Consider the following 17091-nt stretch of genomic DNA (forward strand, 5'->3'; position numbering starts at 1 on the left):
ACCTCAAACGAACAGGCGCGTTATTAAATAGAACAGGCAGCAATACAGCGCGGTGTTAAACAGAGCCGGGTGCCAGACAAAATCATAGATGCCAGTTGGAACCAGTACCCGGCGCACCAGCCAGAAAATCGCCAGTGACAAAAGTAATTCGAAAAAAATCGGTGGGAAGGACAGACCAAACACCACGATAACGGGAAACAGACTCATGTTGACCTTGGTAGCTTAAGAGAGTGCAGGTGATAGATTTTCTAGCGTATGTCACCGCAGAGAAGGGCAAGGATGAGCCAGGCGAGAGCGACATAGCTGTTATTTGAATAATAATATATTAACGTAACTGTTATGCTGTTATCTATATTATGTGATCTAAATCACTTTTAAGTCAGAGTGAACAATGGAACGATTAAAACGTATGTCGGTGTTTGCCAAAGTTGTCGAACTGGGCTCCTTCACCGCCGCCGCAAGACAGCTACAAATGAGCGTTTCATCGATAAGCCAGACGGTCTCTAAACTGGAAGATGAGCTACAGGTCAAGCTGCTAAACCGCAGCACACGCAGCATTGGGCTAACCGAAGCCGGTAAAATTTATTATCAGGGTTGCCGCCGGATGCTGCACGAAGCACAGGATGTTCACGAACAGCTTTATGCCTTTAACAACACGCCCATCGGCACCTTGCGCATTGGCTGTTCTTCAACCATGGCACAAAATGTCCTCGCCGGGTTGACCGCAACGATGCTGAAAGAGTATCCAGGATTGACGGTAAATCTGGTAACAGGCATCCCGGCACCGGATTTAATCGCCGACGGTCTGGACGTGGTTATTCGCGTCGGCGCGTTGCAGGACTCCAGCCTGTTTTCACGTCGCCTGGGAACCATGCCGATGGTGGTCTGCGCCGCTAAAAGCTATCTCGCGCAGTTTGGCGTGCCGGAAAAACCCGCCGATCTCAGTAACCACTCGTGGCTGGAATACAGCGTGCGCCCGGATAATGAATTCGAACTTATCGCTCCGGAGGGGATCTCTACCCGCCTGATCCCAGAAGGGCGCTTCGTGACTAACGATCCGATGACGCTGGTGCGCTGGCTGGCCGCAGGCGCGGGTATTGCCTATGTGCCGCTGATGTGGGTGATCAATGAGATCAATCGTGGCGAAGTGGAGATCCTGCTGCCCCGCTACCAGTCGGATCCACGTCCGGTCTATGCGCTGTATACCGAAAAAGACAAACTACCGCTCAAGGTCCAGGTGGTGATTAATTATCTGACGGATTATTTTGTCGATGTGGCGCAGTTGTTTCAGGGGATGTACGGCCGGGGAAAAGAGAAATAAAAAAGCCCGGTAGCGCTTTGCTTACCGGGCCTACATTCAGTGCCAGCACACATTCCAGGCCGGATACGCTGAGCGCTATCCGGCGACCGGGTCGTTACGCGGTGCCACCTACGGTCAAGTTATCCACCTTCAGCGTCGGCTGGCCCACGCCCACCGGCAAGCTCTGTCCTTCTTTACCGCAAACTCCAACCCCGTTATCCAGTTTCAGGTCGTTACCCACCATCGAAATCTGCTGCATCGCTTCGATACCGGAGCCAATCAGCGTTGCGCCTTTCACCGGTTTGGTCACTTTACCGTTTTCAATCAGGTACGCTTCGGACGTCGAGAATACAAATTTCCCGGAGGTGATATCTACCTGACCGCCGCCAAAGTTAGGCGCATAAATACCGTATTCAACGGATTCGATGATTTCCTGCGGCGTGGATTTCCCCGGCAGCATATAGGTGTTGGTCATACGCGGCATCGGCAAGTGCGCGTAAGATTCACGGCGACCGTTACCCGTTGGCGCTACGCCCATCAGGCGCGCATTCAGTTTGTCCTGCATGTAGCCTTTCAGAATGCCGTTTTCGATCAGCACGTTGTACTGACCCGGTGTCCCTTCGTCATCGATAGCCACGGAACCACGACGGTCCGCCATTGTGCCATCATCCACAACGGTACACAGTTCTGATGCCACCAGCTCACCCATGTGACCGCTGAATACCGAGGTGCCACGGCGGTTAAAATCACCTTCCAGACCATGACCGACCGCTTCATGCAGCAGAACGCCAGGCCAGCCAGCGCCGAGTACCACCGGCAGCGTACCAGCAGGCGCTGCTACCGCGGACAGATTGACTAACGCCATGCGTACGGCCTCTTTCGCCCACGCGTCGGCACGGACTTCACCATCGAGGTCGCCAAGGAAATAGTCATAGCCAAAACGACCGCCGCCACCGCTGGCGCCGCGCTCACGCTTACCATCCTCTTCGACCTGTACGCTTACGGACAAACGTACCAGCGGGCGGACGTCAGCGGCCAGCGTACCATCAGTCGCGGCCACCAGGATCAGTTCATAAACACCGGTCAGGCTGGCGGTCACTTCCTGGACGCGTTTGTCGGTGGCACGGGCCACGTTGTCTACGCGGCGCAGGATATCGAGTTTTTCTTCACGGCTCATGCTCTGCAACGGATCAACCGAGGTGTAAAGCGCCTGATGCTCCACGGCCCCCAGCGTTTTTACTTTGCCGTCACCGTTGTCACGCACGATAGTACGCGCGGCATGAGCGCTTTGTTCCAGCGCCAACAGGCTAATCTGGTCTGCATAGGCAAACCCTGTTTTCTCGCCGCTGATGGCGCGCACGCCAACGCCCTGATCGATATTGTAAGAACCATCTTTAATGATGCGGTCTTCTAAAACCCAGGATTCGTGATAGCTCGACTGAAAATAGAGATCGCCGTAATCAAGACGGCGTTCGGCCAGTTGGCCCAGGATGGCAAACAGATCCTGATGTTTCAGGCCATTTGCCGCTAGCAATTGTTCACTTACCAGGTTCAGACTCATCGTTTTGATTACTCATTTAATTCTGCCGGATAGCGGAAAAAACGCCTTATCCGGCCTACGTTGTTAGGCTGCTGTAGGCCGGATAAGCGCTGCGCCATCCGGCAATACTATGTACTGAGATTGGGGCAATTACTCGCCCCCGTCAAATCATTGCTGGCTTTCTTTGCGCGGCTGACGCAGAACTTCGTTAATTTGCGGCTTATCGACCGGACCGGTGATGCGATAGCGCAGAATCGAGACTTTGCTCCACAGCGGCCCCAGCACCTTACTGGCGGCAAACACCGCCGCACCAACAATCGGGTTGACGGCAAACGCGGCGGCAACCCCTACGGTGGCAGAAATTTCTGGTGCGACGATGGCTTCCATGTCCAGATCCCGGCGTACCAGGTTCACTGAACCTTTCATCGCAATGTCGGCTTCCAGACCGTCCACCAGCGTGTCGTCGGTATGCATCACGCCATCTTTGATCCACGCCGTGCTGCGAATCGAGTCGAAATAGAAGCCTTCGCTGAAGGTGTCGCTAAAATCAAAGCGCAGTTTACGCAGTAACGCATCGAAGCTTAGCAGACGTAACAGTTGCCCCGCATGTCCGGTACTGAGTTCGGTAAGTTCGCCTTTGCCCAGCCGGGTACGCAAAATACCATTCAGCGAGGCTACATCAGGATCCCACGGCGGATTACGCCAATGCAGATCATACTCCACGTTGAATGAAGAATTGCGAATCGGCGTTGATACGCCAAAGAAACCGGCTGCGGAGTCAATTTTATTGCCGCTCAGTTTACCCTTCAGCGACGTTCGCTCCTTGCCCGGCGCATTCACCCACACGCCGTCGGTGGTCAGTCTGGCAAAACCCGTATCCAACAGACCGTTACTCAAGGTCAGCGTGTCGCCTTTAATCGCTACATCGGCGTCAATGCGCCCGTATTTCTGTCCCCACATCCAGCACTCGGCACAGCGCAGCTGAAGGTCCGGCCAGCCACGGAAGCTGACGTTGTCGATGGCTGAGAACGGCGAGGCTGGCGTACTATTTTGTGACGGTTTTGCCGCGCTTGGGTTGTAATAAAGATACTTAATATTGGCCAGCCACGGCGCATTATTGCGCATAGCCAGCGTGGCGTTAATTTCACGGCCCTGCGCCTGCACGGTGGAGCCATTGCTCGCAGGCTCAGAAACGATACTCAAATTATTCCACTGTTGACCGCCCAGGGATAACGATGGCGTACGCACCGTGATGCGCTGCGGGAAGTTAGCGTTGCTGCCCACGTTATCCACAGCGCCTTTCTGGAATAACGCCAGCCATTGCGCGCCATCCATAGGGGGAAGATTAAGCTCTATGCCTTGTTGATCGGGTAACGCTGGCACGGTGCGGCTTTCCGACGCCCAGATTGCGCGGTCAAGCGTCAGTTTCTGATTCAGCAGCCAGCGGCTATTAAAATGATTTTTACTGCCAGCGTTGCCGGTCAGATCAAAGCTGCGCAGATTGCCGTTGGCCTTAACGTTCACCGGCAACGCCTCACCGGCCGTCTTATTCAGCGGAGAAGGTAAGTGACTACTTACATTCTTGAGGTCGCCCTTTAACTCAACGTTGTAGGTCGGCCCGGCATGATACGGAAGATCGATTCCTACCTTGCCATTCCACGCTATGCTACCATTCAACGCGTCGTTGACCTGCGTCGGTAAAATCCCCATGCGGCTTGGCTGCCAGTCACCTTGCAGATTCACGGCTACCTGATAGGCTTTCGCCCCTTCGGTCGTGGAAAAGTCGACGTTCAGCGGCTGATTAAACCAGTTCGCGGTCATCGGCTCACTCTTCAGATCGCCGTTGATAAAGCTGAATTTACCATTCAAATTCTTCAGCGTGCTGTCGAGCGGTTTAATAAACAGGCTGTTATTACGCAGGTTGACGTCACCTTTGGCGGTAACCAGCGAGCCGTCTAGCGGAATATCAAGATGTAAGCGAGCATTCACATCGCCGTCAATCTGCAGTTGCTCAAGCGTAGCGCCGAGTGAATCCTTCAATGGCGTCTCATCAAAATAAGGTCCGACCGCCTTGCCCGGCCCGTTGATGTCGGCATCAATCAGCAGTTTTTCTTTGGCATAGTCGGGGATGTTAGCCGTCAGATTACTGGCCTTCACACCGCCCAGATTAACGCTATCGGTCTTCATCCACAGACCGTCGTTAATGAAGTTCAGTTCAATATTAAGGTCAGTCAGCGCGGGCCAGTCGGGCTGGAAAGCAAACTTCGCATTGCGAAGCGGCACCAGTACCTGGAACTGCCCTTCATTGTGTAGATACGGGAACAGATGCGGGTCGCCGCCATACACCAACGTGGCGTTATCCGCTTCGCCGCCCTGAATAGCGCCGCTGAGGTAATCAACAAGCTCTTTGCCCATCAGGTTTTCCGGGAAGTAACGCCAGGCCTGAGAGCCATCGTCGGTGCTGATACCTGCCAGAATGCCCAACCATGGCTCATCATTGGCGGGCTGCAGATAGCGAAAACCACCGCGTGCGCGTACCGCTTTCGCTTTAACATCAATATTGCGCCCATCTAACTGGAAACCTTTATCATTCTTCAGCCAGCTTAGCGTCGCTACGCCATCCTCTATTTCCAGCGGTGCGCGAAAGACGGTTTCATACGGCATTTTAGCTTGCTTCATGGAAGCAGTGAGCGCCCCGTTTTCAACGCTGCCCGCGAGCGTACCGGAGAAATGTTCTGCCCCTGGCAGCAGCTTCCACTGTTTCCAGGCCAGATTGGTCCACGAGGACTGGAAGCGAGTTTTTTCTGTTGCCTGTAACGGGATATCCAGCGCCAGCACATCTATTTTGCCGCTCGGCTGCGTGGCCCGCCAGATATCACCCAGCGCAGGCGATAACTTGGCCGCCATCGGACGCAGCCCTTCTAACCCGGCCAGCTCCAGATTGCTGGCGCGGATGCGTAGCTCGTCGCTGCGTTTGTTATTCTCGCCGCCGACTTCCTGTTCAGGGATCCAGGCCAGCGTTAACGCCCCGCTTGGCCAGGGTTTATCATCCATCGTGATACGGGTATCGGGAATGGAGAATTGCCAGCCCGACTGCTCGCGGCTGATGTGCGCCGTCAGGTTATCGACGGAGAGCGTGTGCGTACGACTCTCTCCCAGCCAACTTGCCCCACCTTTTTTCAGCCAGACATCGCCGCCGGAAACGACACCTTTTCTGATCGTCATCCATGCTTCCAGGCTAAAACGCGCGGTTTGCAACGCGACATTATCCTGCATCCATTTACCCAGCCACGGCTTGACGTCAATATCGTCGGCCTGCAACCAGACCCGACCGTTATTCAACAGCCCGTTGTCATCACGCAGATCCATTCGAACCTGCATAACACCGTGCTGCCCGGTCAGACTGGAGAGACTGACCTGCCCTTCAGCGCGATGTCGGTTTTTACCGTTAAGCCAGGTAAGCTGCGGGATCGCCAGTTCTGCACGCTGGCCTGAGAGGGTTAAAAAGCTAATCTGGCTGTCGCGTAGATCGAAATGATCAAACTGACGCAGGAAGAGATCGCTCAGGTGGCCGGCTTCAATTCCATCACCGCTTTCGCTGCGCTGGATGGGGGTATTGGTACGCAGTTGCAACTGCCAGAAGGTGAGATCGCGAAACTGCCAGCGCATGTGCAGCAAGCTTTGCCAGACATCCAGCGCTAATGTGACCCGCTTTACCGAAAATTCACCGCCATCTTTAAGCTGCGCATGGATATCGCGCGCTTCAAGAGTAGGACCGAAATTTTGCCAGCTAGCGGAAAGTTGGCTGGCGGAGACGGGCAGACCGGTAGCGGATTCAATCTTGCCAAGGATGGCCGGACGCCAGCTATCAAGATGAGGCAGCGCAAGGCGCAGCCCACTGACCAGCAGCGCTGCGATGACAACGAATGCGGCTCCAGTGAGCAGTAATATCCCCGGCAATCGCCTCACGCGCCTCTCCTTGTCTACCAAAAAATGTGACTCACAAAACCGTCTTGCCGGATGGCGGCGTGAACGCCTTCTCCGGCCTGCAAGGTATCGCCATTGGGCGTTTACCAGGCCAGATTACATCATGACAACGTCGAACTGCTCCTGGTTATACAGCGGTTCGACTTGTACTTTAACCTGTTTGCCGACAAAGATTTCCACTTCCGCCAACGCATGTGACTCTTCACCCTTCAGGGTTTCAGCCACTGCCGGAGATGCATAAACCAGGAAACGATCGGAGTCATATGCATGGTGTACCCGCACGATTTCGCGCATGATTTCATAGCATACAGTTTCCACGGTTTTCACCGTACCGCGCCCATGACAGGTCGGACACTCGTTGCACAACACATGCTCCACGCTTTCACGCGTGCGTTTGCGCGTCATCTCCACCAGGCCCAGCTGTGAAAAACCGTTGATGCTGGTTTTTACGCGATCCTTGCTCAGCGCCTGTTCCAGAGAGTGCAGCACCCGTCGACGGTGATCTTCATTATTCATGTCGATAAAATCGATAATGATAATGCCGCCGAGGTTACGCAGACGCAGCTGGCGAGCAATGGCCTGCGTTGCTTCAATATTAGTATTAAAGATAGTGTCGTCGAGATTACGATGCCCAACAAACGCTCCGGTATTGATATCGACGGTGGTCATTGCTTCAGTTTGATCGATGATCAGATAGCCGCCAGATTTCAGTTCAACCTTGCGTTCCAGCGCGCGCTGGATTTCATTCTCAACGTCAAAGAGATCAAAAATGGGCTGGCGCCCGCTGTAATGTTCCAGCTTGCTGGTCATCTCGGGGATATATTCCGCTGTGAACTCCAGCAACGCTTCATAGGTTAGACGAGAGTCAACGCGGATCCGGTCAAGCTGGGCATCGGCAAAATCACGCAACACGCGCTGCGCCAGCGCCAGTTCGCCGTACATCTGGTAGCGCGTTTGCGGGCGCTTTTTACGCTCCATGACTTTAGTCCAGACGCGCTTCAAGTAGGCAGCATCCGAGGCCAGATCCTCCTCGCAGACGCCTTCCGCCGCTGTGCGAATAATGAATCCGCCCTGTTCATCGCAGTAATCCGCCACCACTTTTTTCAGGCGTTCGCGTTCGGTTTCGCTTTCGATACGTTGGGAAACGCCAACGTGCGAAGCACCTGGCATAAAGACGAGGTAACGGGAAGGAAGCGTGATGTCCGTCGTCAGGCGTGCGCCCTTAGTACCCAACGGATCTTTTACCACCTGCACCATCAGATCCTGGCCCTGGCGCACCAGTTCAGAAATGTCGCGCACGGTGAACTGTTTTTGTTCTTCACCCGCCACGCATTCGGTGTGCGGCATGATGTCTGAAGCGTGAAGAAATGCGGCTTTATCCAGTCCAATATCTACAAAAGCCGCCTGCATACCCGGAAGTACACGACTTACACGACCTTTGTAGATATTGCCTACGATTCCGCGTCGCGCCTCACGTTCAATATGAATTTCCTGCAGAATACCGCCATCAATGTAAGCCACCCGAGTTTCCGATGGCGTTACGTTTACCAATAATTCAGCCGTCATGTTTATCCCTTTTCTCACGCAGTGCGTTAAAATTGGTCAGCAACTCATACGTTTCTACCAGCGGTAAGCCGACTACGGCGTGATAGCTGCCATTGATCTTCCTGACAAAACAGCCACCCAACCCTTGAATACCGTATGCACCTGCTTTATCCATTGGTTCACCGCTGGCAACATAGCCCGCGATGTCCTCATCGGTTAGTGCTCTGAACGTCACTTCCGTCACCACCAGACAGTCCAGACTGTGCCGGCGGTCGGCCAATGCCACGGCGGTCATGACCTGATGCGTTTTGCCCGACAGTTTGCGCAGCATTACTGCGGCATGGGCGGCGTCGTGTGGTTTTTCCAGCACTTCGCCATTAAGGATAACAATGGTATCCGCACCCAATACCGGCAAATCGCGCTGCGCCAGCGCCACGCCAGCCTGCGCTTTTTCGCGTGCCAGACGCGAAACATACTGCTGCGCGCTCTCCTGCGGGTGTCGCTGTTCTTCAATCCCAGGCACCAGCCGTTCAAAGGTAACACCAAGCTGAGCGAGCAGTTCCTGACGACGTGGAGAACCAGAAGCAAGATACAGAGTATTCATATCAACCTTATTGCACCGCAAACTGCTGACGGACTTTACGCATCAGTAAGAATAGCCATGGCCAAAGCACACCATTCACTACACTACTCCAGAACACTTCGGGTCTGAAAGAGACATTGATCACTAAAAACTCGGCCCAGAAAACAATAATATCCACGACCAGTGATAACAACATGACCACCAGCGCCTGTTGCCAGAGCGCGAGGTTACGGAATAGCTGGAATTTCAGCGCGACCAGATAAGCAATGATACTCATCGACAATGCGCGCACGCCAAGCGTGGAGCCGCTGATGAGATCCAGTATGGCACCCACCACAAACCCCGTACCCACATTTACGCGATGCGGCAGCGCCAGGATCCAGTACAACAAGATGAGCAGTACCCAGTTTGGCCGGAAAACCAGAATATCGTCCGGCCAGGGCATGACTTGCAGCAACAGTGCAATAAGGAACGAGAGCCAAATCACCCAACGTCCCTGGCTACGATAGCTTGCCACTTACTGTCCTCCCGGCTTACGCGGAGCAGGTTGTGGCGGCGTGGTACCCGCAGGCGCTGGAGTCACGCCTGTTGCGGGAGCTGGCACTGGCGCAGGCGGCCCCATGGCATCTGGTGCAGGCAGAACTTGCGGCATCATTTGCATCAGACGTTCATTGGCAACGCGGTGCACTTCCTCTGGCGTCATCGGATTTGCGCCGTTACGATCGGCGCCCCACAACAGCAGCAGATAACGCAGACGCTGCAGACCTGCGGTCGGGCGTGCCTGAATCACGGTATAAGCGCGCTGAGTGTCCAGCTTAACGGAAGAAACAACACCAACCGGATAGCCTTCAGGGAAACGTCCCCCCAGACCCGAGGTAACCAGCACATCGCCAACGCGAATGTCGGTGTTGGCCGGCAGGTGTTCGAGCTGAAGATCGTCGGTGCAGCCGTTACCGGCAGCGATCACGCGGATATCGTTACGCAGTACCTGAATGGGCAGAGCATGCGTCGCATCGCAAATCAGCAGCACGCGGCTGGTCAGTTTAGCCACCGCTACGACCTGACCCACAACGCCTTTGTCGCTAATAACCGGCTGACCTTCGTAGACCCCGTTAACGCTCCCTTTGTCGATCACCACCTGATCGCTGTAAGGGTCATTAACCGTCGAGATGACCTGCGTCACCATCTTTTGTTCGTCCTGACGCAGCGGCGATCCCAGCAGCTCACGCAAACGCGCGTTCTCCTGTTTATATTGCCCCAGCATCAGCAGCTCGCTGTTTTTCAGCAGCAGTTCCTGACGCAACGCCCGATTTTCAAGTTCGAGTTGGTCACGCGAAGCCAGCGTTTGCGAAACGCCGTCGAGTAATTCACGAGGACCATTTGAGATAAAGTAGAAAGGACTGACGGCGGTATCCATGTACGTTCGGATTTGACTAAACGTACCCAGGCGGCTGTCGGCAATAATAACGCCGAGCGCCACCAGCACCGCCAGAATAAGGCGAATCTGTAGCGACGGGCCACGGCTAAAAATTGGCTTCATAGTCTATGCGTATTCTCGTATCAGAGCGGAAGGGCAACCCGCGGGCTACCCTACCTGCATCCGATTACTCTTCGCTGAACAGGTCGCCGCCGTGCATATCGATCATTTCCAGCGCCTTGCCGCCACCGCGCGCCACGCAGGTCAGCGGATCTTCAGCAACAACAACTGGAATACCGGTTTCTTCCATTAACAGACGGTCAAGGTTACGCAGCAGAGCACCGCCACCGGTCAGTACCATGCCGCGTTCGGAGATGTCAGACGCCAGTTCTGGCGGACACTGTTCCAGTGCAACCATCACCGCGCTCACGATACCGGTCAGCGGTTCCTGCAGGGCTTCCAGAATCTCGTTGGAGTTCAGGGTAAAGCCGCGTGGAACACCTTCTGCCAGGTTACGGCCGCGAACTTCGATCTCGCGCACTTCGTCGCCCGGATAAGCGGAACCGATTTCGTGTTTAATACGTTCTGCGGTGGCTTCACCGATCAGAGAACCGTAGTTACGACGAACATAATTAATGATGGCTTCGTCGAAGCGGTCACCGCCAATACGTACAGAAGAGGAATAAACCACGCCGTTCAGGGAGATAACGGCAACTTCAGTTGTACCACCACCGATATCCACAACCATAGAACCGGTTGCTTCAGAAACTGGCAGACCCGCCCCGATCGCAGCCGCCATCGGCTCTTCGATCAGGAATACTTCACGGGCGCCTGCGCCCTGAGCGGATTCACGGATCGCGCGGCGTTCAACCTGAGTTGCTCCAACCGGTACACATACCAGTACGCGCGGGCTTGGGCGCATGAAGCTATTGCTGTGCACTTGTTTGATAAAGTGCTGGAGCATTTTTTCAGTCACGAAGAAGTCAGCGATAACGCCGTCTTTCATTGGGCGAATGGCAGCGATATTGCCCGGTGTACGACCCAGCATCTGCTTCGCGTCATGGCCCACTGCGGCTACGCTTTTTGGCGAGCCGGCACGATCCTGACGAATGGCCACAACAGAAGGCTCATTCAATACGATGCCTTGTCCTTTTACATAAATAAGGGTATTCGCGGTACCCAGGTCAATGGACAGGTCATTGGAAAACATGCCACGAAATTTTTTCAACATACTAAGGGATAATCCTGAAAGCTGGGGCGGAAAACAAAATCCGCTTACTTTACCAACCACACGCAGCAGCGACAAGGCGCAAAAATCATCTGCTACGGTGAAAATTAGTGCAGTTCGTTTCCTTTGTTACAAAATCGGCCTGAGTCCATCAGGGCTGAATAAATCAGCAGCACTCCTCGCTTTTGTTTGCAACCTGTCAAAGGTCATTCACCTGCATGTTTGCTGTTACAACCTGGCGAGCAGACAAGCACACCCCCAGAAGGCACAGCGCGCGTTATTCTACGTGAAAACGAATTAAACGGCAGGTTAAACCGAGTATCTTTGCGAATATTTTTTCACGTTAGTGTCAAGTGGCTGTGATGCGGCAAAAAAATCCCCTTGCCCACCCGCAACTCCGCGTTCCGTCAGCGTATGCCACTCGCTACGCGAACGAACGCCCGTGGCGTAAACCTGCGTTGGTGTTCCAGAACAAGCCTCCACCAGGCTTTGCACCAGGAGCTGGTTTTCGGTTCGCTTATCAATATTCCTCACCAGGCTTGGATGCAGCTTCAATAACTCAACGTTAAGCTCTTTGATCCAACTGGAGCTCACCAGCGTTAAACCCGCCTGCGTAACGGCAATTCGCACACCCAGCGCATTCATCAATCTGATGACGGGCTGTAACCGGCTGATATGTTGACAGACATCTGCCTCAGCAAGTTCAATAATTATGCGTTTGCGTAATGATTTTTCGCACTGCATCAGCGTATCACGTAGCCAGCGCTGAAAACGTGGGCGAATTAGCGATTCAACCGTTGTCTGCATCGCCAGGTTTTCCTGCGGCCAGTAGCCCAACAGTAAGATCAGACGGCTGATTTGCAGACGGTCATATTCTTCAGCCAGGCCAAACTGCAGGACCATCGGCATATATTCCGCCGAAATAACCTCTTCGCTGCCATCAAAAATACGGCACATCAGCTCCCGGTGGTGCACCCGTCCTTCACGGGTTACCGCAGGCTTTTGATAAATTCTTGGTCCACCCCGGCTGAGCATCTGTTCGATCAGCGTTCGCCAGCGTACGTTACCCCGACCTTTTTCCGGTAGTGAGTCATCATAGACCGACCAACTGTTCCCACCCTGCAATACCGAGTTCCGCGTGGCGGCTTCGGCGTGATCCATCACTTGTTCCGTCGACTGACCGCTGCGGCAAACACAAATGCCAATATGAACCATATCGGCACGGTCGATCATTTTATTAGCCGGAAGCGCATCTACCGCTTTTAATAATTGCCCGGCAATACTTTCCGCCTCTTTCAGCGTGCGGTGTGGCAACAGGATGGCAAAATCGCTACGGTGGTAGCGCGCCAGCAACGCGCCCGGATAGCGCGTCATAAAAGTCGACAACAAATTGATTAGCGTTGAAATTTGTTCTTCCGCAAGGGTAATTCCCCAGCTATCGCGCAGCAGCGTAAAGTCCGGCAGGCGTACCATCATCACGACGCCATGCGATCCCACTTTTTCCTGATCTTCCAGCAGCGTTGCCAGTTGGTTATCAAAGAACAGGCGGTTGCTTAGCCCGGTTTTTGTATCCTGCGCCACATAGGAACGAATCAGCGTATCCAGTCGGCTACGTTGCTCGCGGGCACTTTGAATTTCGGTCAGCAGCATATCGAGCGCGCTACTGGTACGCGCAGGCCATTCATAGACCGTCCCCCGCACGTTCGGTCCACGTTCGCCGTTAAGAATGCGCGTTGAACGAATCTCCAGCAACTCTTGACCTGAAAGCTGACGCTGAAGCCAGCGCACAGACAAAAAGAGCATCAGTATAATGAAAGCAATCGCCAACGTGAGTGGCGCGGTAGTCATCAGCGAATGGAAATAGTTGCCCATTGGATCCTGATAAACCAGACGCAGCGACATGCCCGGGTGTTTGACCAACGGGACGGTGACATCACGATACAGATTGTTCGTCCCCGCCGGGCGGTAGCTACTGGTTCGGGAGTGGTCATACACCACGTGTTCGCCCTGTAGCAGTTCGACGCGCACGATATCAACCGAAACCATCAGTTCATCGATTTGCGGGGTTAGCGCAACGACATCGCGGGAGACAAGGTGCGTATCAATCGCTGTCGCCACCGCCTGAACACGGGTGGTGAACTTATATTGAATCGCGTTATAGAAACTCAGCGAGCAACCGATCAGAGTTACGAAGATCGTTAACCCTGTAAGCAGCGTCACAAAAGCTGAAAATTTCGTCGTTAATCGCATCCTTGTGTTAACTCCGACAGTTATGAAACAGGCATGAAAGTGATAAAGCGGCGCGAAAATGCAAAACTGAACGCAAAATCCGTCCATTTATACAAACAGTGTGGGCATACTACCAAATTAGGTATATCTGGCAATTTATTGCGCGGAATCGGCATCATGTTTTGATTAGCGAGTATAGTCTTCATTAATAATTTTCCAATCCACTATACGAATTGAGGACAGGTTATGCAGGCTTTGATCTTAGAACAGCAGGACGGAAAAACCCTCGCATCCGTTCAACCCCTCGACGAAAACCAGCTACCGGAAGGCGATGTGACGGTGGATGTCCACTGGTCAAGCCTGAACTATAAAGACGCCCTGGCTATCACCGGCAAGGGTAAAATCATTCGCATTTTTCCGATGATTCCTGGTATCGATTTCGCCGGTACCGTGCGCGCAAGCGAAGATCCCCGTTTTCATGCAGGTCAGGAAGTTTTACTGACCGGCTGGGGCGTGGGTGAAAATCATTGGGGTGGACTGGCCGAACGCGCACGCGTGAAAGGCGACTGGCTGGTTGCACTGCCACAAGGGCTGGACGGACGTAAAGCCATGGTCATCGGTACCGCTGGCTTTACCGCCATGCTGTGCGTCATGGCGCTTGAAGATGCAGGTATTCGCCCGCAAGACGGTGAGATTGTCGTCACCGGTGCCAGCGGCGGCGTGGGTAGCACGGCCGTGGCGTTACTGCATAAGCTGGGTTATCAGGTTGCGGCGGTTTCGGGTCGCGAAAGCACTCACGACTACCTGAAGAGCCTGGGCGCTAACCGTATCCTTAGCCGCGATGAATTTGCTGAATCTCGCCCGTTGGAAAAACAGCTGTGGGCTGGTGCGGTTGATACCGTTGGCGACAAAGTTCTGGCAAAAGTCCTGGCACAGATGAACTACGGTGGCTGCGTTGCCGCCTGCGGTCTGGCTGGCGGTTTCGCTCTGCCGACGACGGTGATGCCATTTATTCTGCGTAACGTTCGTTTGCAAGGGGTGGACTCGGTGATGACCCCGCCGGCACGCCGGGCAGAAGCCTGGGCGCGTCTGGTTAAGGATCTACCGGACTCTTTCTATGCTCAGGCCGCCACGGAGATTACGCTGGCGGATGCGCCGAAGTTTGCCGATGCCATCATCAATAACCAGGTGCAAGGTCGTACGCTGGTGAAGGTGAAGTAACAAGCTCTGGCGCAGAAATTTACACTTAATTAACGAAATTTCGCGGCATATCTACAGACTCCCTGCCATATTAACTACGCGTCCCCTGTCAGTTATGACGCGTAAGCCGGGAGTCTGTTATGAAGAAATTACGTCCATTTACAGAAGCCGACGTCACTGACGAGTCGGCTTTTTTTATGCAACGCCGCCAGGTACTGAAAGCATTAGGAATCAGCGCCGCCGCGTTGTCTTTCCCCCTCTCTGCGCAGGCTGACCTTCTTAGCTGGTTTAAGGGGAATGACCGCCCGCCCGCGCCCGCGGGTAAGCCGCTTGATTTCAGTAAACCCGCCGCCTGGCAAAATTCGCTTCCTTTAACGCCAGCGGATAAAGTTTCTGGCTACAACAACTTCTATGAGTTCGGTCTCGATAAAGCGGATCCGGCAGCCAATGCTGGCAGTCTGAAAACCGATCCGTGGACGTTAAAAATCAGTGGTGAGGTGGCAAAGCCACTCACCCTCGATCACGATGCGCTGACCGCCCGTTTCCCACTGGAAGAACGGATTTACCGGATGCGCTGTGTGGAAGCCTGGTCAATGGTCGTGCCGTGGATTGGTTTTCCGTTACATAAACTGCTGGCGCAGGTTGAACCCACCAGCAACGCAAAATATGTCGCCTTCGAAACGATCTACGCACCGGATGAAATGCCCGGACAAAAAGATCGCTTTATTGGCGGCGGGCTCAAGTATCCCTATATTGAAGGACTGCGTCTGGATGAAGCTATGCATCCACTCACTCTGCTTACCGTGGGGGTTTATGGAAAAGCTCTTCCCCCACAAAATGGCGCGCCCATTCGCTTAATTGTGCCGTGGAAATACGGATTTAAAGGCATTAAGTCGATCGTGAGTATTAAACTAACCCGCGAACGCCCCCCGACAACCTGGAATCTGGCCGCCCCCAATGAATATGGATTTTATGCCAACGTGAATCCGCATGTCGATCACCCGCGCTGGTCCCAGGCCACTGAGCGTTTTATTGGCGCAGGCGGTATTCTGGACGTTCAGCGCCAACCCACGCTGCTGTTTAACGGTTACGCCGACGAGGTCGCTTCGCTGTACCGTGGTCTTAACCTGCAGGAGAATTTTTGAGTGCGCCTGACTGCAAAGCACATTACCGGGCTGAAAGTTTGCCTGCACCTTGCCGGCTTTTTACCGTTTGTCTGGCTATTTTGGGCGGTGAATCACGGTGGTCTGAGCGCAGACCCGGTCAAAGATATCCAGCACTTTACCGGTAGGACAGCTCTGAAATTCTTGCTGGCGACCTTGCTGGTCTCTCCCCTCGCGCGCTACGCTAAACAGCCATTATTGATACGCACACGGCGCCTGTTAGGGCTATGGTGTTTCGCCTGGGCAACGTTGCATTTAACCAGCTACGCACTCCTGGAACTGGGCATTCATAATCTGGCGCTGTTAGGACGGGAATTAATCACGCGACCTTATTTGATGCTGGGCATTGCCAGTTGGGGCATATTATTCGCCCTCACGTTAACCTCCACCCAGTCGGCTCAGCGAAAACTGGGCAAAAATTGGCAGTATTTGCACAACTTCGTCTATCTTGTGGCGATCCTGGCACCCATACATTATCTGTGGTCGGTAAAAATTATCTCCCCTCAACCGATTATTTATGCAGCACTCGCTGTGGTGTTGTTAGCCTGCCGTTACAAGAAGTTTCGCCAGTGGTGGCGGTAGTTTCACGTTATGTGCAGTGCGTTACAAAATGTGGACGATCCGATTTTCTTTACATGTTAACGGTTGATTATCTTCCCTGATAAGACCAGTATTTAGCTGCCAATTGCTACGAAATAGTTATAATGTGCAACTTTGCTATCCCCGGTAGCGTTTTTAGAGCGCTGAAAGGGTGACATTCGCATGTTGAAGGTATATTTTGTCTTTTACCCGAAAATGGCAGAAGATAGCCGCACAATGACTAACAAGTCTGGCAATCTCACTTAATGGCAACCGCACCCAGTGCAATGCCTGAGATGCGTGGCATCTTGTCACTCACT

General features: G+C 53.7%; 13 protein-coding genes. 4 read left to right on the forward strand and 9 right to left on the reverse strand.

Going from position 1 to position 17091, the window contains the following annotated elements:
- Positions 1 to 3: 3 nt before the first annotated feature.
- Entirely contained in the window at positions 4 to 207 is a 204-nt protein-coding gene (gene aaeX / locus HV229_RS22850) for a p-hydroxybenzoic acid efflux pump operon protein AaeX (RefSeq protein WP_003025177.1), read from the reverse strand.
- A 184-nt stretch (positions 208 to 391) separates the two neighbouring features.
- On the opposite strand from aaeX, the gene aaeR reads away from it, so the two are divergent.
- On the forward strand, positions 392 to 1321 hold the full coding sequence (gene aaeR / locus HV229_RS22855) for an HTH-type transcriptional activator AaeR (RefSeq protein WP_016157586.1): 930 nt from the start codon (positions 392 to 394) through the stop codon (positions 1319 to 1321).
- A 94-nt stretch (positions 1322 to 1415) separates the two neighbouring features.
- On the opposite strand, the gene tldD is transcribed toward aaeR, so the two are convergent.
- From tldD to csrD, 8 genes are all read right to left on the reverse strand, one after another.
- The gene (gene tldD, locus HV229_RS22860) at positions 1416 to 2861 is read right to left on the reverse strand and encodes a metalloprotease TldD (protein WP_019077799.1); all 1446 of its coding nucleotides are present in this window, start codon (positions 2859 to 2861) and stop codon (positions 1416 to 1418) included.
- A 147-nt stretch (positions 2862 to 3008) separates the two neighbouring features.
- On the reverse strand, positions 3009 to 6809 hold the full coding sequence (gene yhdP, locus HV229_RS22865; protein ID WP_181546474.1) for an AsmA2 domain-containing protein YhdP: 3801 nt from the start codon (positions 6807 to 6809) through the stop codon (positions 3009 to 3011).
- Positions 6810 to 6923: 114 nt separating this feature from the next.
- Entirely contained in the window at positions 6924 to 8393 is a 1470-nt protein-coding gene (gene rng, locus HV229_RS22870) for a ribonuclease G (protein WP_003828822.1), read from the reverse strand.
- Positions 8383 to 8976: a nucleoside triphosphate pyrophosphatase gene (locus HV229_RS22875; RefSeq protein WP_016157589.1), complete on the reverse strand. Its 594-nt coding sequence runs from the start codon at positions 8974 to 8976 to the stop codon at positions 8383 to 8385. Before HV229_RS22875 ends, rng begins: the two co-directional genes overlap by 11 nt.
- 7 nt (positions 8977 to 8983) lie before the next feature.
- Positions 8984 to 9472, reverse strand: coding sequence for a rod shape-determining protein MreD (gene mreD, locus HV229_RS22880; protein ID WP_003025196.1), 489 nt, complete (start codon positions 9470 to 9472; stop codon positions 8984 to 8986).
- Positions 9473 to 10495 carry a rod shape-determining protein MreC gene (gene mreC / locus HV229_RS22885; RefSeq protein ID WP_016154716.1) on the reverse strand — a complete coding sequence of 341 codons (1023 nt, stop codon included), beginning with the start codon at positions 10493 to 10495 and terminating at the stop codon, positions 9473 to 9475. It lies immediately after the preceding gene.
- A gap of 64 nt (positions 10496 to 10559) precedes the next feature.
- Positions 10560 to 11603 carry a rod shape-determining protein MreB gene (gene mreB, locus HV229_RS22890; protein WP_000913396.1) on the reverse strand — a complete coding sequence of 348 codons (1044 nt, stop codon included), beginning with the start codon at positions 11601 to 11603 and terminating at the stop codon, positions 10560 to 10562.
- Between the two features lie 306 nt (positions 11604 to 11909).
- A complete protein-coding gene (gene csrD / locus HV229_RS22895; protein ID WP_181546476.1) occupies positions 11910 to 13850 on the reverse strand; it encodes an RNase E specificity factor CsrD in 1941 nt (646 codons plus the stop codon).
- A gap of 225 nt (positions 13851 to 14075) precedes the next feature.
- Here csrD and HV229_RS22900 point away from each other — a divergent pair, with 225 nt between their 5' ends.
- The 3 genes from HV229_RS22900 (at position 14076) to msrQ (ending at position 16774) form a co-directional block, all read left to right on the forward strand.
- Positions 14076 to 15050, forward strand: coding sequence for an MDR family oxidoreductase (locus tag HV229_RS22900; protein ID WP_181546478.1), 975 nt, complete (start codon positions 14076 to 14078; stop codon positions 15048 to 15050).
- Between the two features lie 119 nt (positions 15051 to 15169).
- Entirely contained in the window at positions 15170 to 16174 is a 1005-nt protein-coding gene (msrP, locus tag HV229_RS22905) for a protein-methionine-sulfoxide reductase catalytic subunit MsrP (protein WP_046275076.1), read from the forward strand.
- A complete protein-coding gene (msrQ, locus tag HV229_RS22910) occupies positions 16175 to 16774 on the forward strand; it encodes a protein-methionine-sulfoxide reductase heme-binding subunit MsrQ (protein ID WP_016157592.1) in 600 nt (199 codons plus the stop codon).
- Positions 16775 to 17091: the final 317 nt, after the last annotated feature.

This window comes from Citrobacter sp. RHBSTW-00524 (genome assembly GCF_013747755.1).
Lineage (GTDB): Bacteria > Pseudomonadota > Gammaproteobacteria > Enterobacterales > Enterobacteriaceae > Citrobacter > Citrobacter braakii.